This is a genomic window from Candidatus Zymogenaceae bacterium (genome assembly GCA_016931225.1).
Lineage (GTDB): Bacteria > Desulfobacterota > Zymogenia > Zymogenales > Zymogenaceae > JAFGFE01.
Genome location: JAFGFE010000018.1, coordinates 175,753 through 198,481 on the forward strand (window position 1 = coordinate 175,753; position 22,729 = coordinate 198,481).

At 57.0% G+C, this 22,729-nt stretch carries 21 protein-coding genes; 13 read left to right on the forward strand and 8 right to left on the reverse strand.

Features of this window, described 5'->3' with window-relative positions; genetic code table 11:
* The first annotated feature begins 20 nt into the window (after nt 1–20).
* From JW885_07975 to JW885_08000, 6 genes are all read left to right on the forward strand, one after another.
* A complete protein-coding gene (locus JW885_07975; protein MBN1882095.1) occupies nt 21–1,046 on the forward strand; it encodes an aspartate-semialdehyde dehydrogenase in 1,026 nt (341 codons plus the stop codon).
* A gap of 135 nt (nt 1,047–1,181) precedes the next feature.
* Nucleotides 1,182–3,335: a hypothetical protein gene (locus JW885_07980; GenBank protein ID MBN1882096.1), complete on the forward strand. Its 2,154-nt coding sequence runs from the start codon at nt 1,182–1,184 to the stop codon at nt 3,333–3,335.
* A 49-nt stretch (nt 3,336–3,384) separates the two neighbouring features.
* Entirely contained in the window at nt 3,385–4,146 is a 762-nt protein-coding gene (locus JW885_07985; protein MBN1882097.1) for an energy-coupling factor transporter transmembrane protein EcfT, read from the forward strand.
* A gap of 1 nt (nt 4,147) precedes the next feature.
* Nucleotides 4,148–4,888 carry a tRNA pseudouridine(38-40) synthase TruA gene (gene truA / locus JW885_07990; GenBank protein ID MBN1882098.1) on the forward strand — a complete coding sequence of 247 codons (741 nt, stop codon included), beginning with the start codon at nt 4,148–4,150 and terminating at the stop codon, nt 4,886–4,888.
* Nucleotides 4,889–4,913: 25 nt separating this feature from the next.
* The gene (locus tag JW885_07995; protein MBN1882099.1) at nt 4,914–5,444 is read left to right on the forward strand and encodes a biotin transporter BioY; all 531 of its coding nucleotides are present in this window, start codon (nt 4,914–4,916) and stop codon (nt 5,442–5,444) included.
* Nucleotides 5,437–6,384, forward strand: a complete 948-nt coding sequence (locus JW885_08000; protein MBN1882100.1) for a hypothetical protein — start codon at nt 5,437–5,439, stop codon at nt 6,382–6,384. The genes JW885_07995 and JW885_08000 overlap by 8 nt, the downstream gene beginning before the upstream one ends.
* Nucleotides 6,385–6,393: 9 nt before the next feature.
* On the opposite strand, the gene JW885_08005 is transcribed toward JW885_08000, so the two are convergent.
* Together JW885_08005 and JW885_08010 are read right to left on the reverse strand one after the other, a co-directional pair.
* Nucleotides 6,394–6,873: a DUF488 domain-containing protein gene (locus tag JW885_08005; GenBank protein ID MBN1882101.1), complete on the reverse strand. Its 480-nt coding sequence runs from the start codon at nt 6,871–6,873 to the stop codon at nt 6,394–6,396.
* Between the two features lie 17 nt (nt 6,874–6,890).
* The gene (locus tag JW885_08010; GenBank protein MBN1882102.1) at nt 6,891–7,532 is read right to left on the reverse strand and encodes a hypothetical protein; all 642 of its coding nucleotides are present in this window, start codon (nt 7,530–7,532) and stop codon (nt 6,891–6,893) included.
* A 226-nt stretch (nt 7,533–7,758) separates the two neighbouring features.
* Here JW885_08010 and JW885_08015 point away from each other — a divergent pair, with 226 nt between their 5' ends.
* From JW885_08015 to JW885_08040, 6 genes are all read left to right on the forward strand, one after another.
* Complete coding sequence (locus JW885_08015; protein MBN1882103.1) at nt 7,759–10,380, forward strand: TIGR03960 family B12-binding radical SAM protein; 2,622 nt, start codon at nt 7,759–7,761, stop codon at nt 10,378–10,380.
* Nucleotides 10,377–11,891, forward strand: a complete 1,515-nt coding sequence (locus JW885_08020; GenBank protein ID MBN1882104.1) for an Rne/Rng family ribonuclease — start codon at nt 10,377–10,379, stop codon at nt 11,889–11,891. Before JW885_08015 ends, JW885_08020 begins: the two co-directional genes overlap by 4 nt.
* 424 nt (nt 11,892–12,315) lie before the next feature.
* A complete protein-coding gene (gene groES, locus JW885_08025; GenBank protein MBN1882105.1) occupies nt 12,316–12,606 on the forward strand; it encodes a co-chaperone GroES in 291 nt (96 codons plus the stop codon).
* Between the two features lie 15 nt (nt 12,607–12,621).
* Nucleotides 12,622–14,256, forward strand: a complete 1,635-nt coding sequence (groL, locus tag JW885_08030) for a chaperonin GroEL (protein ID MBN1882106.1) — start codon at nt 12,622–12,624, stop codon at nt 14,254–14,256.
* 111 nt (nt 14,257–14,367) lie between these two features.
* Nucleotides 14,368–14,925, forward strand: a complete 558-nt coding sequence (locus JW885_08035) for a tetratricopeptide repeat protein (GenBank protein ID MBN1882107.1) — start codon at nt 14,368–14,370, stop codon at nt 14,923–14,925.
* Entirely contained in the window at nt 14,925–15,557 is a 633-nt protein-coding gene (locus JW885_08040; GenBank protein MBN1882108.1) for a tetratricopeptide repeat protein, read from the forward strand. Before JW885_08035 ends, JW885_08040 begins: the two co-directional genes overlap by 1 nt.
* Nucleotides 15,558–15,776: 219 nt before the next feature.
* On the opposite strand, the gene JW885_08045 is transcribed toward JW885_08040, so the two are convergent.
* From JW885_08045 to JW885_08060, 4 genes are all read right to left on the reverse strand, one after another.
* Nucleotides 15,777–16,178, reverse strand: coding sequence for a hypothetical protein (locus tag JW885_08045; protein MBN1882109.1), 402 nt, complete (start codon nt 16,176–16,178; stop codon nt 15,777–15,779).
* Between the two features lie 74 nt (nt 16,179–16,252).
* Nucleotides 16,253–17,056 (reverse strand): peptidylprolyl isomerase, encoded by an 804-nt coding sequence (locus tag JW885_08050; GenBank protein MBN1882110.1) that lies wholly within the window; start codon nt 17,054–17,056, stop codon nt 16,253–16,255.
* A gap of 84 nt (nt 17,057–17,140) precedes the next feature.
* Entirely contained in the window at nt 17,141–18,427 is a 1,287-nt protein-coding gene (locus JW885_08055; protein ID MBN1882111.1) for a DUF2088 domain-containing protein, read from the reverse strand.
* A 21-nt stretch (nt 18,428–18,448) separates the two neighbouring features.
* Nucleotides 18,449–19,414 carry a 3-hydroxyacyl-CoA dehydrogenase family protein gene (locus tag JW885_08060; GenBank protein ID MBN1882112.1) on the reverse strand — a complete coding sequence of 322 codons (966 nt, stop codon included), beginning with the start codon at nt 19,412–19,414 and terminating at the stop codon, nt 18,449–18,451.
* A gap of 256 nt (nt 19,415–19,670) precedes the next feature.
* Here JW885_08060 and asnS point away from each other — a divergent pair, with 256 nt between their 5' ends.
* Entirely contained in the window at nt 19,671–20,972 is a 1,302-nt protein-coding gene (asnS, locus tag JW885_08065) for an asparagine--tRNA ligase (GenBank protein ID MBN1882113.1), read from the forward strand.
* Between the two features lies 1 nt (nt 20,973).
* Here the strand turns inward: asnS and JW885_08070 are convergent, their stop codons facing one another.
* Complete coding sequence (locus JW885_08070) at nt 20,974–21,486, reverse strand: type 1 glutamine amidotransferase (GenBank protein ID MBN1882114.1); 513 nt, start codon at nt 21,484–21,486, stop codon at nt 20,974–20,976.
* Nucleotides 21,487–21,616: 130 nt separating this feature from the next.
* Nucleotides 21,617–22,693 (reverse strand): hypothetical protein, encoded by a 1,077-nt coding sequence (locus JW885_08075; GenBank protein MBN1882115.1) that lies wholly within the window; start codon nt 22,691–22,693, stop codon nt 21,617–21,619.
* Between the last annotated feature and the right edge of the window lie 36 nt (nt 22,694–22,729).

A 22,729-nucleotide genomic window follows, 5' to 3' on the forward strand; every position in this document is an offset into this window, starting at 1 on the left:
AGTAATACGCGGTTTTTCAAATGACTCAGAAAAAGAACTACTCTGTGGCGGTTGCGGGCGCAACGGGTGCCGTGGGAAGCGAGATGATCAAAATCCTCCAGGAGCGGAACTTCCCGACAGGCAAGATCAAACTCCTTGCATCAAAAAGGTCCATCGGAAAGCGTCTTTCCTTTCGGGGTGAGGATGTGGCGGTAGAGGAGCTGACGAAGGATTCCTTCGACGGTGTTGATATCGCCCTCTTTTCCGCCGGTGGAAGCCGCAGCCTGGAATTCGCTCCGGCGGCGGCGTCGGCCGGTGCCGTGGTGATTGACAATTCGAGCGCCTTTCGAATGGAGGACGACGTCCCCCTGGTGGTGCCCGAGGTGAATCCGCATGCCGTGGCCGACTATACCAACCGCGGGATCATCGCGAATCCGAACTGTTCGACCATTCAGATGGTTGTGGCTTTAAAACCCCTGCATGACGAGGTGAAGATCAAACGGGTCGTCGTTTCCACCTACCAGGCAGTGTCCGGTACGGGCGCTCAGGCCATTATGGAGCTTGAGAAACAGACCCGGGCGATTGTAGAAGGGAAGACCGCGGTTTCGAGTGTATATCCGCACCAGATCGCCTTCAACTGCCTTCCTCACATCGACGTGTTCACGGAAGACGGATATACCAAGGAAGAGCTGAAGATGGTCAACGAGACCAGGAAGATCCTTGAGGCCCCCGACATCGCGGTGACCGCCACTACCGTTCGGGTGCCTGTCTACTACGGTCACAGCGAGTCGGTGAATGTGGAATTTCACGGCGCTCTTTCACCTGAGCGCGCCCGAGAGATCCTGGCAAAGGCGCCCGGCGTTGTGGTGATGGACGAGCCGGGGAAAAACCTGTATCCCTTGGCGATCAATGCCGCGGGAAAGGACGATACCTACGTGGGCCGCATTCGCAAGGATTTTTCCATCGAGAACGGATTGAATCTCTGGGTCGTCTCGGACAATCTCAGAAAGGGGGCGGCGCTCAACGCAGTCCAAATCGCCGAGCTTCTCATTGATGGATACATCTAATCGAATATATATGGATTTTTCTATTTTCGGCATGCAACGGCCATGACTGATCCAGGTGTCTTGAAAAAATATCTTGATCTGATCAGATCGGGGGGCCTCACTCGACAGGATCGTTTAATCCTCGCCGGGGGCACCATGCCGAACGGAACCCCCACGCCGCCTGAAATTCTCGGCTTGCTCTTTCATGACGAGGATCGACATATTCGTGAAGAGGCCGTCGGCTCGATGCTCAAGCTTTCCGAGCCGGAACTCAGGCAGCTGGCCATGGATACGAATTCCTCCTCTGAATTGCTGAAATTTCTGGCCACGCATTTTCACGACTCCCCTTCCATCGGCGTTTCAATTATCAGCAACAAGAACATCACCCTGGAGATCCTGAAAATCCTTCAGGGGAAGAGCGACGATCGGGAATCGATGGAGTTTGACGGCGCCTTTTCTCACGAAGAGGTGATAGAGGCCGGATACCGTGATGCGGAGGAAAGCTACGATTCGTCCATCCTGGATTCGATAGTTGAAGATGAAGAGGACATGACCATTGAGATCGAGATGGGCGATGACGATCTTTCTCTTGAAACCGAACCCCCCGGCGGCCCGCAAAAAGATTTTTCGGAACCGTCGTCGGTGTTACCGGAACACTCCGGAGGCGGCGAAGAAATCGTCTTTGACAGATATGATATGAGCAGCCCGGATGACGAATCTCTCTCCACCGATCGACGGGAAGAACTCATTCTGGACGACGACAGCGATATGATTCGTGACGATCTTCATACAAGCCATACCGATGACATCGTTATTGATGAAGACCTGATCGATGAACGGGATCAGTTTTCCCAAACCGTGGATTATATCGAGGAACGATTCGACGATGTGTTCGATTTCGTTCCCACATCAGGCGATGATTCTGAAGTAAAAGCCCCGAAGGACGATTTCAATATTGTTCTCGAACGAGGGCCGTTTGATACGTTGCTTACTCCTGAACATAAGGTTCAAAGGGAAGCCGTTCGGCCGACGGTTAGCGATGGCGACGCCGAGGTGACGCTTGCCACCGATAAATTCGTTACCCGGATACCGAAACAGCGGTATTACTATAAAGCCAGCCTTTTGGAGCTGCTGACGCCGGTCATTAAGATATCCATTCCCATCATAATCGTATTGCTCATCTTTTTGGTATATTGGATATCTGTTCCGAGAGAACCGCTTTCGGTGGAATCCTTTGAAAACGGCATCAACAGAAACCTGATTGACGGAAAGATCCTCGGATTCAACTCGAAGCTTCCCAATCCGCTGCCCGGCGATGCGACAATATCTTCATGGAATTCTCTGGATGTCTCGGAGGAGACGGAAGTTGCATCCGGCAAGCTGCGTGGCGAGATGGATTCGTTCCTCACCACCTATGAAGTTGAAATTGAAATCGAGGATTTGAAAACCCGAATCGAAGGCGGTAAACGGGAGCTGAACAGCACGGAAAACCGACAGGTTGAAGTTGCAGATACCATTGAAGCCCTGAACACGAAGATCGCCTCCCTGGAGGAGATCGTTGTGAACGAGAATCTAAACGAGCGGGACATAGAAGACAAGAGACAGGAGGAGCTGGGCGCCTTCGAGGGGGAATTTGCCGAGTTAGAGGAGAGGCACCTGGTACTCGAGGAGGAGATCGCCGACGTGAAGCGACGAATCGCCGCATATGACGGCCCGATCGGCGAAGACGAAAGCCCGGGACATGTGGCGAATAAGATTGAGTTGGAGGCGCTGACCAAGGAGCTTGGGGAAGTGGCTCCGCAGTATAATCGGTACAAGGGCGAATATCAGGGAATCGTCGACGTGATAAATCGGAAGTACGACACCATGCGTGATAACGTTAAAGCCCTGAAAAAATCAAAAGACATGCTTCAAACCCTCCAGAAGGAGCAGCTCAAGAACGTAGCATATATAGAGAATATTTACAGCCAGATAGAATCGAATACAAAAGATCTGGCGGCCCTGGAAAAATCACCTGAGCGGGGGCCCAAACTTAAGGGCGCCGCTCTCTCCAACTTTTTGGTGTTCAATTATTTTCTGGTGGAAAAGATGACCACTCGGGAGGAAGAGGTATCCTCCTTTGCGAGATATGCAATCTACAAGCGGGTTGCGAATATTGATGTAACCTATGAATTGTCCGACGGCGAGAAACGGGCTGCAACATATGCCTTTACGTTCATGCGCATGGAGACGTTCAACAAGATCCTGGTTTTTACATGGAATTTCGACAGCACCACCTGGGTGCTGACCGGAATCGCAAGCGCAAAGTAATGTTCCGGCAATCATGAGAATCCTCCAGGACATCACCCTCGGGCAATATATGCCCGCAGAATCCGTCATCCACAGACTGGATCCACGACTGAAATTTATTGTGCTCGTCGTTTTGATGGTGGTTGTTTTTTTCATAGAACAGCCCCTGAAGTTTGTCCTCCTCGGCCTCTGTGTGTTTTTGATAATCAGGCTTTCGAAGATTCCCCTTGCCTACACGCTCAAGGGAATTGCGCCGTTTATATGGCTGTTTCTGTTCGCATCGATCGCTCATTTCTTTTTTACCCCCGGTGAATCCATCGCCCCGTTTCCCATCTGGAAGATCAACGTTACCCGTGAGGGGGTCGCAAACGGCGTTTTGGTGACGGCTCGGATATTTTTCATTATACTCCTGTCGTCCCTGTTGACCCTCACGACAACCCCCCTGGAGCTGACCACAGCCCTGAAGCGGGGCCTGTCTCCCCTTGAGCGATGGAAGGTGCCGGTGGGGGATTTCGCCATGATGATGATGCTGACCCTCAGGTTCGTGCCCATCCTGCTCATGGAGGCCAGGCGCGTTATCAACGCCCAGAAATCCCGGGGCATCGATTTCGAAGCCGGCGGCCTTGTAACGCGGGCCAGAAAGCTGGTGCCCATCTTCATTCCCCTGTTTCATCTCTCCTTCAAGCGGGCCGATGAGCTTGCAATCGCCATGACATGCCGCGGATACATGACCGGCATTTCCCGGACAATGTATCGGGAGCTCCGCTTCAAAAAGGTCGATTTCTATGCCGCGATCGTGTCCCTCCTTGTGATGCCGTTCTTTTTTATCTGACATGCGCACGATCAAGCTGGTCATCGCCTACGACGGCACGGATTTTCACGGCTGGCAGGTTCAGCCGGGCACACGGACCGTTCAGGGCGAGATTGAATCCATCCTTTCCCTGATGACCGGAACGCCCACGCGGCTCTATGGGGCCGGGAGGACGGATGCCGGGGTGCACGCCCTGGGCCAGGTGGGTCATTTCAGGACCGAAAGCGCCATCGGTCGAGAGGACTTTTTTCGCGGTCTCAACGGACTGCTTTCGGACGACATCGGTATCCTTTCCGTCGAGGATGTCTCAGGCAACTTCGACGCCCGTCGATCGGCGACGGCCCGGGTGTATCGCTACTTTATATCTGAGGGCGGCGCCCCCCTCCCCTTTACCCGGCGGTATGTCTGGCATATGCGGGAGATGCTGGATCTGGAGCGCATGACGCGGGCGGCTTCTCATCTCATCGGCACTCACGACTTCGCGTCGTTCGCCGGGGCGGGGGGGGATGATGAGGTGACGATACGGGATGTATATGCGCTTGTCCTCTCCCGAAATCGGGGGGGGATTATCGAGATATGCGTGGAAGCAAACGCGTTTCTCCGGCACATGGTGAGAAACATTGCGGGCACCCTCGTGGAGGTGGGGAGGGGGAGGCGGGATCCCGACGAGATGCCCGATCTGATTTTAGCGAAAGACAGGGCGGCGGCGGGGGAAACCGCCCCGGCCCGCGGACTGTTTCTTGTGGAGGTGAAATATCCATAAGCACACGCGGCTTCAGGTTCTGACGATGGTGGCTCTTTTTTCCGCGTTGACGGCGGCGGGTGCGTATATCAAGATCCCCCTGCCTCCGGTCCCGCTGACGCTGCAGACCATGATGGTATATCTTTCCGGGCTCGTATTAGGGGGACGGGCCGGGGCGCTGTCCCAGGCGATATATCTGTTGTTGGGTCTTCTGGGTCTTCCGGTATTCGCATCGGGTGGGGGACCGGTATATATCCTCTCGCCCACGTTCGGGTATCTTATTGCGTTCGTGCCCGCGTCGCTGGTTGTGGGATATTCGGTTCGACGATTAAAGGGGCGCGCGAGAATTTTAAGTATTGTGGCTGGAATGCTGGTGGTGTATAGTATCGGTGTTGGATACCTTCTTTTTTCCATGAATGTGCTGCTTGACAAACCGATGAACGTGTATGACGCCGTCCGCGCCGGTTTTTTGATTACCGCACCGGGGGAGATTCTCAAGGGCGTGGTATGCTGGATTTGTTACGCGTCGCTGGAACGTCGATTCGATCTGCCTCTGTTCGGGGGAGGTCATGATTGACGAACCGACCCTCTTTGATGTACCGCTGGAAAAGCTTGTCGGCATTACCCGGTCGATGATAGGCCAAGACGTTGAGAAGGCGAAGGAGGACATCGAGACTCTTTCGAATATATATCCGCATCACCCCCACATCAATCGGGAAAAAAAGATTGTTCTTCACATCCACGAGGCCTTGAACACGGACGGCACCCCCGCGGAGTTTTTCAAGCGTTTTCGTGCATACAGGAAGCTCCTGCAGGAGCTGGCATATGCCCCGACATACGCCATCCAGGTCGAGGAGCTGTTTTTCCGGCGGATCATCGAGACCTTCGGCGACGATCCCCCCCAGCCGGTGTACGGATTCCCCACGGGTTATTTGTTGATGAAAGCGGGCATGTTCGAGGATGCCAGGGAGAGCCTGGAGGGGGAGGCCTCCGCCCCGTCGCTGCCGTCAAGATCCCGGGCACGGCTCGTCGGATACCTGGGGGATCTCTTTTCCATGATGGGCGATGAGCCTGTGGCCCGAAAAAAATACCTCGAGGCGATGCTGACCGACTGGCGGGGGATGGATGCCGATAATATCGTCGACGAGGACGTTCGGGCGCTTCTGAGCGGGTCGTACGTGTCGGAGGATCACGGCGGCGTTTGGGCCGCGTCGGTGGGGGCGATGTTTCTCATCCTGCCGCGACCGGATTTCGCCGATTCCGATGAGGTGCTCCGGTTTTCAAAGGAATTTCTCGCTCTGAAGAACGCGCAGAAGAAGGACGAGAGTGAAGAGCTGGCCGGAAAGCTCTTTTTCTACGCCCTGGTCATCGCCGAAAACGAGCGGCTGTTTCGCTCTCTCAAAGACGCGGATATCATGGAGCTGAGAAAATTGATGCGGCGGCTCAACGCCTCTCTCTTTCGCTTGTATACCAAGATCAGCCTCTCCTCGGACCGGGATGCCGAAGATCAATCATAGCCGGTCGGTTTACGTCTTTTTCCCGAATAATCCCATCAACTCCCTTTCCGTCACCGTCTTCCCGTCCGACAGGATGTGGCGAACCGTAACATCACGCTCATCGAGGACCGCCGCGATGATATGGCGGCGATGACAGCGGTTCGGATCCTTCTCCGCGCACATGACGGCGGTGTGTGCCTCTCCCGCTTCATTCAGGAGCGTATCGATCCCGGAATGAAACGACGGGTCCGCTATAGCCTGGGCATACGTCCTGGGCCGCGCGCCGTCCTCGTCTTTGATCCTCCCGCCGAGGGCGTCTCCCATGAAAAGATATCGGATGCCGGCGGATTCAAGCGCCCGTTTGATCTCCGTGCGGTTGAAGTGGGGGACGTGCCGGGAATAGGGCGCGCTTCGGACATCGACGACGCACCTGATGCCGTGGGTATGAAGGAGCCCGAGAAAGTCGTCGATCTCCATGTTGCTGTGGCCGATCGTCCAGACAACCGGCACATTTCGACACCGGGGGATCATGGGGAGGATGCGCCCTCACCGAGAGACGGGTCGAGGGTGATGGAGTCGACGGCGGTATTGAAGGTGTCTCTCCATTCGTCCAGCGACGCCGGTGGACAGCGAAGGGTCATCGTCACGATGTGGGTTGGGGTGTAGTACCGGACGATGTATATAATTGTATCGGGGAAGAGCGTGTTTTCCACCGTGGCCCGGGCGCACACCTCCATGCCGGGATGTCCGGAAAGCTCTCTGTTTTCGAGGGACAGTATCTCGAAGTCCGGCTTTGAGAAGGTGTTTTCGAAACTTATCGCCTCCCTCTTGAGAAAGGGAGACGCCGGATCGTTCGGTTCCGTCGCCGTCTCCGTATCCGATACCTCAGAAAGGAGTTCATTGCCGGTGGTTTCCTCGGCGATGAGGCTGAGACGGATGTCCCTGTTTTGGGCGGGGGAGAAGACGTCAAGTCCGTAATAGTCCCACAGGACCCATCCAACCGGGGGCGTGAAGGCGCACACCCCCAGCTCGTCCATGTAGCGCCCGTCGCTCATTTCGCCGTTGACGGCAAAGGCGGTTTTTACAGAGAACAGGAGCGCTAGCAGAAGGGCACACGCGAAGATGACGCAAAAAAGCCGATGACTTCCGGAAGATAAGCGAGGTGTCATATCCGATCCGTTCCGTGAATTTTTAAATGCCGTATTATAGCATGAAAGCGCCTAACTCCAAACGACGAAAGGGTGATGTTACGTTGACTTTCGTGCCAATGCATGGTACAGTACAAAAAATGAACGAAGAGTGTTCACCGCTCGCACCCACCCCGCGATACGACACCGGTGGTTTGTCCCTCGTCTGAACAGCGCTATTTAACCGAAGCCGAGCATGGATTGATACGTGTCAAAACGTGTAGAAGATATACATACATTTCTGGAACATTCTCTCGCCGGCGTCGCGATGCCCTCCCGGTATATCGGCGGGGAGATAAACACGACGGAGCGGGGGCCTGAGCCGGACGACCTCCGGTTTGTTCTGGCGTTCCCGGAGGCGTATGAGATCGGCATGAGCCATCTGGGAATATCCATTCTTGCCGATATCACAGGGAGGATGCCGGGCGTCTTCGTTGAGCGGGCGTACGCGCCCTGGGTGGATATGGAATCGCTGATGCGGCGGGAGGAGACGCCGCTCTTTACGCTGGAGACGAAGACGCCGCTGTGTGACGTCGATGTGATCGGCTTTTCTCTCATGTACGAGCTGACGTATACGAATGTTGTCTCCATGCTCGAGCTTTCCGGTATCCCCCCTCTGACGGCCGATCGAACCGATGGGCATCCCCTGATAATCGGCGGGGGCGCCGCGGTCTACAATCCGGAGCCGATCGCGGATTTTTTCGACGTCCTATTCATCGGCGAGGCGGATGAGGCGATAGAAGAGATCATCGAATATCTTCGTGATTGTCCCGACATGGAGAAAGAACGCCTTCTCCGAGGGCTGGAGAAGATAGACGGGGTGTATGTGCCCCGATTTTTTATGCCCCGGTATGAGCGCGGGCGCTTTGCGGGGATCGCTCGCTCGCCCGACGCCCCGAACGGCCCGGTCTCTGTCTCCCGCAGGGTGGTGTCGGACATCAACCGGGTGCCGGCTCCCCGGACTCCCGTGGTGCCGAATAAAAAGGCAATACACGACCGTATCAGCGTGGAGATCGCCCGGGGGTGCGGCAGGGGATGCCGGTTCTGCCAGGCCGGATTTGTCTACCGACCGGTACGGGAGCGGGACGTCGATATGGTGATCGACTCCGCCCTCACGGCCCGGGAAAGCACCGGCATGGAGGAGGTGTCGCTTTTGTCTCTCTCCTCCGGCGATTACGGCAGAATCGAGACTCTCATGTCCCGCCTGATGGATCACCTGGCGCCTCTCAAGGTGGCGTTGGCGGTGCCGTCTCTCAGGGTGGGGAGTCTCAAGCGGGAGATGATGGAGACGATTTTGCGGGTGAGGAAGACCGGTTTTACCATCGCCCCGGAGGCGGGGAGCCAGCGGCTCAGGGATGTCATCAACAAGAACGTGACGGAGACTGAGATCACCGACGCCGTTCAGGCGGTGTTCGACGCCGGCTGGCGGCTTCTGAAGCTCTATTTCATGATCGGTCTCCCCACGGAGACGGACGAGGACCTCGACGAGCTGTGCCGTCTGGTCGAGTTGGTGGACAGGAAGGTTCGTCGCGTCAAGAAGGGCGGCTTGAACGTGAGCGTCTCGACCTTTGTTCCCAAGCCCCATACCCCCTTCCAGTGGCAGCCTGCCCTTCCGATCGCCGAGACAAAGCGGAGGCAGGCTCGGATTTCCAAAAGACTCAAAGGGCTCCGGGCGTCGGTGAAGTTTCACGACGCCGAGATGAGTTATATGGAGGCGGTCTTCGCCCGGGGGGATCGACGGCTCTCCCGAGCGGTGATGGAGGCGTATCGTTTGGGGTGTCGATTCGACGGCTGGACGGAACGGTTCGATTTTTCCCTCTGGGAGGAGGCGTTCAGGCGGGCGGGTCTCTCCCCGTCCGATTACACGGAAGCGGCGTATGACCGAACAGAGCCCCTCCCCTGGAGCCATATCGAGACCGGCGTAACCGCGGCCTACCTGTGGGAGGAGCGGCGGCGGGCGTTCGACGGTGTAACCACCCCGGATTGCGCATCGAATGGATGCACCGGCTGCGGGGTATGCGGGGATGGTCTTGCGACCGTGAGGGTGACGGAGGCGGGGGAGACGGCGGGAGGGAGCGGTATAATCCCGGATACACCGGAGGAAGACACGGAGAGGTATCGTTATCTGTGCGTCTATTCCCGATCGGGCCAGGCCCGGTTCCTGAGCCATCTGGAAACCGCGTCGGTCATCATCCGCGGCATGGCGAGGGCGGGACTTCCCCTGAAATATTCCGAGGGTTTCAATCCGAAGCCGAAGGTCAGCTTCCTGGACGCGCTTCCCGTGGGGGTGGAGACCGAAGGAGACCCCTTCGTGGTGGAGCTGACCGAGCGGGTATGCGAGGACGACCTTCGGGAAAGACTGAGCGCCCGGCTTCCCCGGGGGATTCGCCTGGAGGCGGCGTGTGCGATAGCCGCATCCGGGAACATGTCCAAGCGGTATCTGCAGCTGTCGTACCGGATAGCGCTTGTGGGCGCGGACGTTCCCCTCCCGGACGTCGACGAGTCGATCGACGCATTTTTATCCCGGGACGAGGTGTGGTTTGAGGGCGGGGGCGATGCGAAGAAGAAGCGCATAAACGTCCGACCGTTTGTGGAATCGATGGAGTACCACCGGGAGTCCGAAACCCTGACCTTTGGGCTTGTGCGCATCAACGGATCGGCGCCCAGCCCCTATCGGGTGGCGTCGGCCCTTTTGGGGGTGAGGGAGAGGGACCTCAGAAACTGCAGGGTGGTCAAGGGGGAGAGCACGTCCGATTTTTTCCAAGACACGGCGTCCGAGGACGTCCCGATGTCTCAAGAAAGAGAAAAGAATTATACGGCGAAAGCATGAAGTCATATATCATCATAGATTCCCACCCGTGGGAGACCAGAGCCGCACTGGTGGAAAACGGCGTGGTCGCGGAGCTTTTCATCGAGCGGCCCAAGGACCTGGGCGTCTCCGGCAACATCTACAAGGGTAAGGTCATCCGCGTTCTTCCCGGCATGGAGGCGGCCTTCGTCGATATCGGCCTGGAACGGGCGGCGTTTTTATATGTCACCGATTTCTACGACGACTTCGACGAGTTCGACGCCTTCATCGAGAGAAACGGAGAAATGGCCGGGGGTGAGGGCGACGAGGAACGCCGACAGGTACACAGTGTTGATGTGATAGAGGGACTCATCAGGCGGGGTCAGGACGTGCTGGTGCAGGTGTCCCGGGAGCCGCTGGGAGGAAAGGGCGCCAGGATCACCTCCCACATCTCGCTGCCCGGGCGGTTTCTGGTGTTGCTGCCGACAATGGAGCGGATCGGCATCTCCCGCCGGATAGACGACGAGGAGGAACGACATCGGCTCAAGGAGCTTATTGAGGCCATCAAGCCGCCGGGAGTCGGCTTTATCGTGCGTACCGCGGGATGGGATATGACCGAGGAAGAGCTGCGGGCGGACATGGAGTTTCTCATCAAGCTGTGGCGCGCCATCATGGAGAGAAAGGAAAAGGCCTCCTCGCCCAGCCTCATACATCGAGAGCTGGACCTGTCTCTTCGGGTGGTGCGGGATCTGCTGACCCAGGATGTGGACCGGCTGCTGATAAACTCCAACGACGAGCAGAAACGGCTTCTGGAATTCGCCGACGACTTCATGCCCCGGGTGGCGGACAAGATCAGGATATATGAGGGGACGGACCCCATTTTCGAGGATTACGGGCTGGAAGCGGAGATCGAGCGGGCGTTGGGGAAGAAGGTGTGGCTGAAATCCGGCGGATATATCGTCATCGAGGTGACGGAGGCCCTCACCGCCATAGATGTCAACACCGGAAAGTTCGTGGGCAAGCGGGATCTGGAGGATACCATCCTGAGGACGAATCTTGAAGCGGTCAAGGAGATCGCCCATCAGCTCAGGCTTCGGAACATCGGCGGATTGGTGATTATCGATTTTATCGATATGGAGCACGTAAAGAATCGAGAGCGGGTCTACGAGGCCCTGGATGAAGCCCTGAAGGTGGACAAGAGAAAAACCAATATCCTCAAGATATCGGATCTCGGCATTGTGGAAATGTCCCGAAAACGAAACAGAGAGAGCCTCACCCAGATCCTCACGGATGCATGCTCCTACTGCGACGGCAAGGGATATGTCAAATCCCGCAGAACGATCTGTTATGATATTTTCAGGGAAATCGACCGGAACGGGGCGAACCGCGCCGGCGAAAAGCTGGTGGTGATGGTCAATCCGGACGTGGCGGCCATGCTGTACGATGAGGAATGGGAGGTAGTGGAATACCTGGAACGGCTCGTTGGAAAGCGGATCGTCATCAGGTCTGTGGCAAGCCTCCACGTGGAGGATTACGACATCCACTACGGATAGTGTTTCATACGTATTGTTGCGGTTAGGCGGCCCCACGTTCTTTTTCGGTCGTGCCGAAAGCCCTTTTCCACCGTGTATATGATCATTTCTCACATTCCCGGCGATTGATTTCTTGAATGGAGGGATATCCATCGAAGGGGATACTCCGGGCGTACGTGGAACGGTTTTTTCGTATGCAAAAAAGAGAGATATCGCAAGATATTATGAGTAATTATCAGTAAAATTGAGAAATAGTTGACTATTTGGCTTTCATTGCGGATTATATCTGATTTATTCTGCTGATAGTTCTTGCAATTTGAAAGTCATTGTCATACCATATCGTTAGCACTCAATAGCATTGAGTGCTAATATTTTTTTTCAACAGGTTACGCACACAGTACAATAGTGGTTTAGAAATATCACATCTAAAAGGAGTTGGAACATCATGAAAATCAAACCTTTACAGGACAGGGTGATCGTCAAGCGTGTCGATGAGGAGGAAAAGACCTCCGGCGGGATCATCATCCCCGATACCGCAAAGGAAAAGCCGATGGAAGGCGAAGTTGTGGCGGTCGGCGGAGGAAAGATACTCGATAACGGCACCAAGGTCCCCATGGACGTGAAAGCGGGGGATCGGGTTCTGTTCGGCAAGTATGCCGGCACGGAAGTGAAAATCGACGGTGTTGAGCACCTGATTATGAGAGAGGATGATATCCTCGGAATCATCGAGAAGTAAGGGAGGCACACGATAATGGCAAAAGAGATTAAATTCGATCAGGATGCGAGGGAAAAAATCCTCAAGGGTGTCAACACCCTCTCCAATGCGGTGAAGGTGACCCTCGGTCCCAAGGGAAGAAACGTGGTGCTCGAGAAGTCTTTCGGCGCTCCCACCATCACCAAAGACGGTGTGACGGTGGCCAAGGAAATCGAGCTCGAGGATAAATTCGAGAACATGGGCGCCCAGATGGTCAAGGAAGTCGCCTCAAAGACCTCGGATGTGGCCGGCGACGGAACCACCACGGCAACACTTTTAGCCCAGGCGATTTTCCGGGAAGGCGCAAAGCTCGTCGCCGCCGGGAACGACCCCATGAGCATCAAGCGGGGCATCGACAAGGCGGTCGGCGCCGTTGTCGACGAGCTGGGAAAGATTTCCAAGCCGACCAAGGACCAGACCGAGATCGCCCAGGTGGGCACCATCTCCGCCAACAACGACGAGACCATCGGAAACATCATCGCCGACGCGATGGCCAAGGTGGGCAAGGAAGGCGTTATCACCGTGGAAGAGGCCAAGGGCATGGATACCACCCTTGACATCGTCGAGGGTATGCAGTTCGACCGCGGCTATCTGTCCCCCTATTTCGTGACGGACGCCGAGCGCATGGAAGTGGTCCTGGATGAGCCCTACCTGCTGCTTCATGAAAAGAAAATCTCCAGCATGAAGGACCTCCTGCCGATCCTTGAGAAAATCGCCAAGACCGGCCGACCCTTCATCATCATCGCCGAGGATATCGAGGGCGAGGCCCTGGCCACTCTGGTGGTCAACAAGCTCCGGGGCACCCTGAGCTGTGTCGCCGTCAAGGCCCCCGGTTTCGGCGACCGCAGGAAGGCCATGTTGGAAGACATCGCCGTCCTCACCGGCGGCAGGCTCATCGCCGAGGATCTGGGAATCAAGCTTGAGAACATCGAGCTGGACGACCTGGGCAAGGCCAAGCGCATTGTGGTGAACAAGGAAGACACCACCATCATCGACGGTGCGGGAAGCAAGGCGGACCTGGAAGGTCGGGTGAAGCAGATTCGCACCCAAATTGAGGATACAACATCCGATTACGATCGTGAGAAGCTCCAGGAGCGGCTGGCGAAGCTCATCGGCGGCGTGGCGGTCATCAATGTGGGCGCGGCCACCGAGGTGGAGATGAAGGAAAAGAAGGCCCGCGTCGAAGACGCTCTTAACGCCACCCGGGCCGCGGTGGAAGAGGGAATCGTCCCCGGCGGCGGTGTGGCCCTGCTGCGCTGCCTGAAGGGTGTCGACGCCCTGAAGCTCTCCGATGCCGAGACCTTCGGCGCCAATATCATCAAGCGCGCTCTCGAGGAGCCGGTACGCCAGATCGCCGAGAATGCAGGTCTGGAAGGCTCCATCGTGGTGGAGAAGGTCAAGGAAGGCAAGGAAGGCTTCGGCCTGAACGCCCAGAAGATGGAATACGAGGACCTTATGAAAGCGGGTATCATCGACCCGACCAAGGTGACCCGTATCGCCCTGCAGAACGCCTCATCTGTGGCGGGGCTGCTTCTGACCACCGAGGCCATGGTGGCGGAGATCCCCGAGGAGCACGGGGGAGGCGGCATGCCCGCAATGCCCGGCGGTATGCCCCCCGGCGGGATGTACTAATATCCTGTCTGCGGCTTCACATAAAAAAGGCGCCCCCGGTGTGTACATCGGGGGCGCTTTCCATTATAATCATCTTGACATTTTCTTCTCGTCACTATAGAAAGTTATGTCATGAAATACAGTATACGAGCGGCGATATCCGGTTTCCTCCTTGCGGCGGTGATGCTTTTGGCCGTCACCGGTTTTCCTCAGGAATCGGAGATCATCCAAAACCAGGTGAACATGTTCCTGTCTATTATCGAAAACCGCACCGAGCGGATTGAACAGGACAAAAAGGACGTGGAGGCATATTATGAGCGGGGAACCGCTCGGTATCGCCTGGGGCTTTTGTACCTGTTCACCTACGAGCCTCCCTATACCGACGAGCAAATTGAAACCGTCAAGAATCTCTTTGATTTGGCGGTTGAGGATTTTTCCGAGGTTATAAAGCGGGATAAGGATAATTATGACGCTTATATATCCCGGGGCATGGTCTACGGCCAGATGGACCTCTCCTTTGCTGCCGTTGCTGATTTTACCCACGTGATAGTTGAGGATCCTCAGAACGACAAGGCGTATTACGCTCGGGGCAGGGAATACTGGGAGATGGAGCGTTACGAGGAGGCGAAGATGGACTACGATCGCGCCTGTGAGCTGAACCCTGAGTGGCTTGAGTACTTTTACAAATAATGAGAATAAGATCGATACAGATTGTGACGGCCGTGCTTGTGCTGTTGATTTCGGCCCCTGTTTTATCTCAGGATGCCGGCGAACTCGTTCGTGAGGGAGTTTCGTACCTCGCCGCCGGAGACTTTGAAGCGGCAGGGGAGCTTCTCGATCGGGCCGTCGCGGAAGATCCTGATAATCCGTATGCGTATGCATACCGCTCGATGGCACAGGTCCAGCTCGGGATGTACGGCGAAGCGATAGACGACGCGCTGAAAGTGCTGGAATACTCGGAACGCATGGGGGCGAAGGACGCGGACCCTCTCAGGCTGATGGCGCTCTCCAATCTGGGGACGGCGTACATCAGAATGGAAAAATACGAGGCGGCGGTGGCGGTGTTGGATGAGCTGATCGACACAGACGGCGACGATCCAATTCCCTATTTTCTGCTGGGCGAGGCATATCGGGGCATGGACGGCGAGGATGGGCTCAAGCGGGCGCTGGACGCATACACAAAGGCGATACGACTCGACCCGGAATACGCCGCGGCGTACTTTTATCGGGGAGTGGTGAAGACGCGCCTGGGAGACGAGGAGGGAGGCATCATAGACAGGGAGACCGCTATCGGATTGGACTCCGTATATCTGGAAAAGTAGCCCCAACGCACGAAAACAAGTCTATGCACGGCGGGCCTCGAGATCGTTCTCGAGGCCCGTTTTAATTCTAATAATGTTCGATGGTGCTATATATGTGGAGAAAACAGGTATCTGATGAAAACCACGTCCTGACTCGGAAGAGCGGGGCACCATCACCGCCTCGACGGGAAGACGAATAAAAGCCGCATATCTCTCCCTCCCCCCCTCCCCCCCGGACGTTCAGTAATTTCTCTCCAGCTCCAGCTCCACCTTGTGGAAGATGTCGGTAATCATCATGATGATCTCGTATCTCGTCCCCGGCGTAATCTGCATTGGGACGTGTTTGGAGATCTCCATCCAGCAGTTGTTCCCCTCCTCGTCGAAGTATATCTCAAGGGCGACCCGGAAGCCGATGATCTGCGATCGGATCGATGCGGTTATACACGCGGGGTCCTTGGTCTCCCTCACCTTCCACTCGTTTTCTTCCAGCACCGTGATGGCGGCTTCACGCACGTCCGCCAGTTCGTGGGCGTAGTACATTCTATCCCGGCGCGTACGATCCTCGGAGTAGGAGAAGGGCGCGTACTGACAGGAAGTGAGAAAAAGGGCTAGGATGATTAAAACGGGAACTATTTTTTTCATATAATCACCTGTATATGCACAGAACCGCCCCGTCCGGACGTCCGCGAGAGGAGGCGCGGAGCGGGCACCGCACATTATTCTTCATACCCCAGGTTATCCTCATAAATCGTATATTCGCTTGCTTCCTTGAGTTTTTTCAGATGGTTCATGATGATCTCATCCTGGCTGTCGTAATAATATTGTTCCAAAAGATGATCCTTGTCTTCCATCTTGATGATGTGATACCCGTATTTTGTCTTGACGATATCGCTGATATCACCCGGTTTTTCCAGAGCGAACGCGGCGTCTTCAAATTCAGCGATCATGTCACCCCGCTTGAAGAATCCCAGGTCTCCGCCGTCCGGCCCGGTGGGGCAGATGGAGTATTCCCTGGCAAGATCGTTGAAGCTTTCCCCCTCATTGAGCAGCTCGAGGATCTCTTCCGCCTCCTCTTGGGTATCGACGAGGATATGGCGGACCCTGATGGTCTCGGCGTTATCGAAGGCGTCCTTGTTTTCCTCGTAAAATGCGAGGATATCCTCAGTAGACGGTGTCACGAGGCCCTTGCTCAGCTCTCTCCTGAGATATTCTTCGATAATGACGGAGCGTTTCGCCTTTTCCGCCATATACATCACGTAGGGATCGTCGAGAATGCCCTCCTTTCCCGCCTCATGATAGAGGATTTCCTCCATCACGAGATTTTCCAGGTATTGTTTTTTCCCCTCGGGCGTGGAGAGGATTGGGGCCACCTCGGGCGGCAGGGATTCATACATATCCCTGAATTCATCGGCGGAAATACTCCATCCCTCACCCTCGGCAACCTTTTTTGCGCAGCCGAATACGAAGAGTGAAACGATAAGCATCACAACGGTCATGACATATGCGGTCGGGTTTTTCATGTTTATAACTCCCTGGATGTTTGTATGAGTGTATCCTCCACGTTTGAAAGTGTCAAGGCCTTTTGACGGAGTTCGGGAGTGCAATCAGTAGACGAGAACCGTATTGACCGCATCCCGCACGACGGACACCCGCGGGGCCTCCAATCCTGCGGCCCGTATGTGTGATAAGGCCGCATCGACGGCGCCCGGAAACGATTCCTCGGCCCTGAAAAAGCCGAGGGCGGCCGGACCCTCCGGGAGGGAGGCGAGGGCCTCGGAACAGACCAAGAGGAGTCCGCCGTTTTGCGTGAATTCCAGGGGATTGATGAACTTGTGGTCTCCGAGGACGTAGGCCCCTTTCAGGTGTGTTTCGAGGCTCCCCGGCACGCTCCCCATGGCCAGGGTGCGGGAAAAATGCGGGGGGCCGACGCCGTCGGGGGCGGCTGCGACGAGGAGATAGACGCCGCCCGGATTCAGGACGCAGCGAATGTTTTCAAAGGATTTCATCGCCTGGTACAGGTCCCGATCCATGGGGGATTCGGCCAGGGCGATGACGATATCCGCCCTATCCGCAGGTGTGGAGTAGACGGCGTCCACGATGCCGCGAAGCGGATCGACGGCGTCCAGTATGGGCGCCGCCGTCAGGGCGTGGATGTCGCCGTTGTGGGAGACGGCGTTGATCCCTGTGATTGACTCACCCCCCGCCTCCCGGTGGGCGTCGATGACAAGCCGTGTCGCCTCTTCCAGGTCCTCATGGAGCGGATTCCCGTCCGTTTTCATGTGCGTGGATGCTGGATGCGACGCAAGGCTGTGGTTTTTTCGAATCGTCTCAAACGCGCTTATTCCCGGGATCAGCGATTTTCGCCCCCCGGTATAGCCGGCGAACCAGTGGGGCTCCACACTGCCGATGGCAATGATCCGGCGATGGGCAAACAAACGCTCGGAGACCGCCACCTCCGTCCCCCGGCGGGTGACTCCCACCGTTCTCATGGGGTCGTCCCGGCAGTCGTGTATGTGAAAGCCGCCGGTGTGGGAAGAGGACGTTTTCCCCAGTATTGCCCGCTTGACGGCGTCGGGATTGCCGGAGAGTGTGTGGGCGCCGGTGGCCACCAAGACGTCGCACGAGAGGATATCGGGATGCGTGTCGGCAAGGGCGGTGAAGATGACTTCCGTGGGCGTGGGTCGATCCAGATCGTTGACGATGATGAGTGTCTCCCGATCGATCTGGAACGGGAGGGTCAGGGCGTTCTTCAGTTTCTCGGGGGAGAGGATCTCCTTCGGCCGGGATGGAGCGAAGATCTGAATATCACATGAGGACGGGAGAGAGCATTCGAGCCTCCGTGGGCCGTCGGCCGCGGTATATGGAATTGAGATGGACATCCGATGTGTCATATTTCCCGCATTCGAACGGGACTATTCCCGTATCATGATGTCCCCCCGGGAGACGAGGGCTCGAAACAGCTTCAGCTCATCCAGGAGCGCCCGGTCCCTCTTCTTCCGGTGTTCTTCCTTGATATGTTCCGGGTAGGAATAGAATCCGCCGTCCCCCTTGAAGCCGAGCTTTCCCGCGTTCACCTTTTCGGTGAGGATCGCCGGGGCCTGGGTCTCGTTGGAGATGAGGGGAAAAATTACGCCGGATGCCGCCGCGATGGTGTCGAGCCCGACCATATCCATGTGCTCCAGGGGGCCGTGGACCACGCCCCGGAGGGCCGAGCAGCACTTGAATGCGGTGTCCATCTCCTCCGGCTCGGCCAGTCCCTGTTCCAAAAGATACAGGGCCTCCCGCATGACCGCTACCTGGATGCGGTTGACGAGAAAGCCTGGGAGGAATTTATTGAGCACCACCACGTACTTGCCGATTTTGGCGTAGAAGGAGCGCAGCGCCGATATCACGTCATCCGGTGTGTCGGGCGTCTTGACGATTTCCACCAGTGGCATGATGTGGGCGGGATTGAAGTAGTGCATGATGATGAGGCGTCCGGGACGGATGTCCGGGTACATCTGGGGGACGGGGAAAGACGAGGTGTTGCTCCCGATGACGGCCTCGGGCGAAAGCAGCGTATCGAGCTCTCGAAACACCGCCTCCTTGATCTCGGGGTTTTCGGTTACCGCCTCCACCGCCAGGTCGGCGCCGACGGCCGCCGATTGCAGGTCGCGGGAAAACTCGATTCTCTTCATGACGTCGGGGACGTCCGCGGGATCGACAAATCCCTGCTGTTCAAACAGCTCCAGTGCCTCCTCGATGGTCCTTTTTCCCTCCGACAGGGCGTGTGTATCCGTATCCGTAAGGGCGACGTCTACACCCCCCTGTGCGAAGCTCAGGGCGATGCCGGGACCCATCACGCCGGAGCCGACCACCAGTACCTTATTGAAAGTCATATGCGCTGCCTCTTTGTCTGATTGATCCTATTGATTTTCCTTCTGTCGATGATATCCGACATACAGTGATGCAATTATCCGTCAATCGGACGGGTCGGTCAAGCCGATAATCGGTTTGTTTTTGTCGTATCCCGCCGCTTTCGCCCTTGCCAGCGGGGGACAAGTGTGGTGTAATGAGGTGGTTTTTGGACCGTTCGGGTCGGGCATGACCCGAAAGATGGTTTCATCGATGTTGAGATATGTGGGACAAAAACAGATGACACGACAGATAATCACCACGAAAGATTTCGGCGGGCACATCGGGGAGAGGCGGGCCATACGGGGATGGCTCATGAACACCCGGGGAAGCGGCCAGGTGGCGTTTCTCATCGTCCGGGATGCGGCCGGTATCGTACAGTGCGTCATGGAGAACGACCAGGTGGGGGACGATCTGTTCGACCGCGCCCGGCATTTGGGCCAGGAGTCGGCGCTGTACATCGCGGGAGTCATCCGAGAGGAGCCGAGGGCGCCGGGGGGGTACGAGCTTCTGGCCGACGAGATCGAGGTCATCAGCGAGTCGACGGATTTTCCCATCACCCCCAAGTCCCACGGCGTCGATTTTCTCCTCTCCAACCGGCACCTGTGGCTGCGCTCACGGAGGCAGCTCGCGATCATGCGCATCCGCGACGAGGTGATCTGGGCCATACGGTCCTTTTTCAGGGACAACGGCTTTCTCCTCATCGACAGCCCCATCCTTACAGGCAGCATCGGCGAGAGCGCCGGGACGCTCTTTTCCACCGAGTACTTCGACCTGGGCACCGCCTACCTGGCCCAGACCGGCCAGCTCTACCTGGAGGCGGCGATCTACGCCTTCGAGAAGGTCTTCTGCTTCGGCCCCACGTTCCGGGCGGAAAAATCCAAGACGCGGCGCCACCTCGCCGAGTTCTGGATGGTCGAGGGGGAGATGGCCTTCGTGGATTCAAGCGGGAACATGGACCTGCAGGAAGAGCTGGTGAGTTATATCGTGGCCCAGGTGCTTGAAAACCGCTCTGCGGAATTGTCCTCCCTCAAGCGGGATACCGAGCCGCTTATGCGGGTGAAGCCCCCATTTCACCGCGTCTCATACGACGAGGCGGTTGATCGGCTCAAAGAGTCCGGAAGCGCCATCGAATGGGGGAAGGACCTGGGGGCGGAGGACGAGGCGATCCTGACGAAACAGTTCGACAGGCCGGTCTTCGTCTATGACTACCCGAAGGGGGCCAAGGCCTTTTACATGAAGCGCCATCCCGAGCGTGACGATCTCGTCAAGTGCAGCGACCTTCTGGCGCCGGAGGGGTACGGGGAGATCATCGGCGGCTCCCAGCGGGAGGACGACTATGATGAGCTGCTGGCGCGCATCCGCGAGGAGGGGCTCCCCGAGGAGGCCTACGGCTGGTACCTGGACCTGCGGCGATACGGTTCGGTGATTCACTCCGGCTTCGGTCTGGGAATCGAGCGGGCGGTGGCGTGGATCTGTGGCATCGAGCATCTGAGGGAGGCGATACCCTTCCCCCGGATGATGGGGCGCATATACCCGTAGATCAGCTATCCAGGAGCTTCAGGGATTCCCAAATGAACGCGGGCAGGTCCGACGGCTGCCTGCTGGTGACCAGGTTTCCGTCCACGATGACCTCTTTATCCTCGTATCTCGCCCCGGCGTTGATGATGTCCTGGACGATGGATTTATAGCCGGTGACGTGTCTCCCTTCCAGCGTCTTGGCGGTGATGAGTATCTGGGGGGCGTGGCAGATGGAAAAGACCGGCTTTCCCGCCTCCATGAACGCCCTCACGAAGGCCACAGGCCCTTCGTGGGCCCGCAGCTTGTCCGGAGAGTAGCCCCCCGGGATCAGGAGGGCGTCGAACTCGTCGGGGGTGACATCACTGAAGGAGACATCGACGGTCACCTTCGTCCACTCCTTCTTGCCGATGACGTCGTCTTTAGCGACGAGCCCCACCGTCACCACCGTGTGCCCCGCCTCCCTGAAGGCGCTCACCGGCTTTGTGTATTCCACGTCCTCGAACCAGTCGGTCAGTATCGCCGCTATCTTCGCCATGAAAGCATTCTCCTCAGAAATGAGATGGAGGGGAACGGGCCGCAGAGATGCGGCCGTCCTCCCCCGTTCATGTTACACCGTGAACGACCGTTCCGCCGCTAAAAAAACGGATGCTCCCCAATCCCCCCCGTCAGGCCGGGGAATCTCCCTTCCGCGCGTCGCCTATGTGAAGAGCGAGGCTCCCCAGGCCCAGGATCCAGACGATGAGTATCGCGATGATGTTGATGATGGGAATAATGACAATCAGAAAGAAGATGATCAATCCCACAAGGAGCTTCAACCAGTATGCGGCGTCGGTTTTTTTGAAGAGCGAAAAGACGAGGCCGCCCAGGGCCGCGGAGACGATGATCTCCCCGATGAAGATGCCGACGCAGTAGGCGATGCCCACGAGTATCCCCAAGGGGATGCCCACGACGGTTACCAGGAGCACCAGCACCGCCAGCGGCGTCAGGAGGAACACCAGGACCCCCCAGCCCAGGTTCTGTGAGAATTGGGAGAAGACCCGATCGACCGTGCCCTTTGTGAAATTCGGGAAGAAACCGAAGAGCGCCATACCGACGATGAAATAACCGATCAGTCCCGCGAATCCGAAAAACGCGATAACGCCCCAGCCCGGCACCCCGGCCTCCCGTGAAACCTCCGGCATTTCGGTGACGGCGCCGTTGATGGTGACGTCTTCGGCCCTCTCGAACGTCTTGGCACTGTAGGTGAGGTCGCCCTCGATGACGGTTCCCGCGAGAATTTCACAGGTGCCCGCCTGGATGTAGGTGTCTTTCTCGAACGCTCCGGAGAGCCGCACCACGCCGCCGCCGCAGTTGACCTCGTCATTGAAGGTCCCGGAAAGCTCCAGCGTGCCGCCCGCGGCATGGAGGATCGTGTCAAAGACGCCGGACAGCTCCACGTCGCCCCCCAGGATGTAGGTCTCTCCCGAGACCGGCCCGTCAACAATGACGTCTCCGCCCATGGCGTAGAGATCGCCCGTCACCGTGCCGGACAGGGTGATGTTCGATCCCAGAAGATAGAGGGCGCCCTCCACGTCTCCCAGGATGGTGATGTCCCCGGCGATAACGTAGAGATCCTCGGAGACGGTCTCGCCCGCCTCCAAGAGATAGGCGCTGTCGGCCACATAGCGCTCACCGGCGCACGCCAGGGAGGGTATCAGCAGTATAAGGGCGGTCGCGAGAACAAAGGTTTTCCTTTTGATCATGCGTTCACCTCATAAAAAATGGTTTTATATGGAATA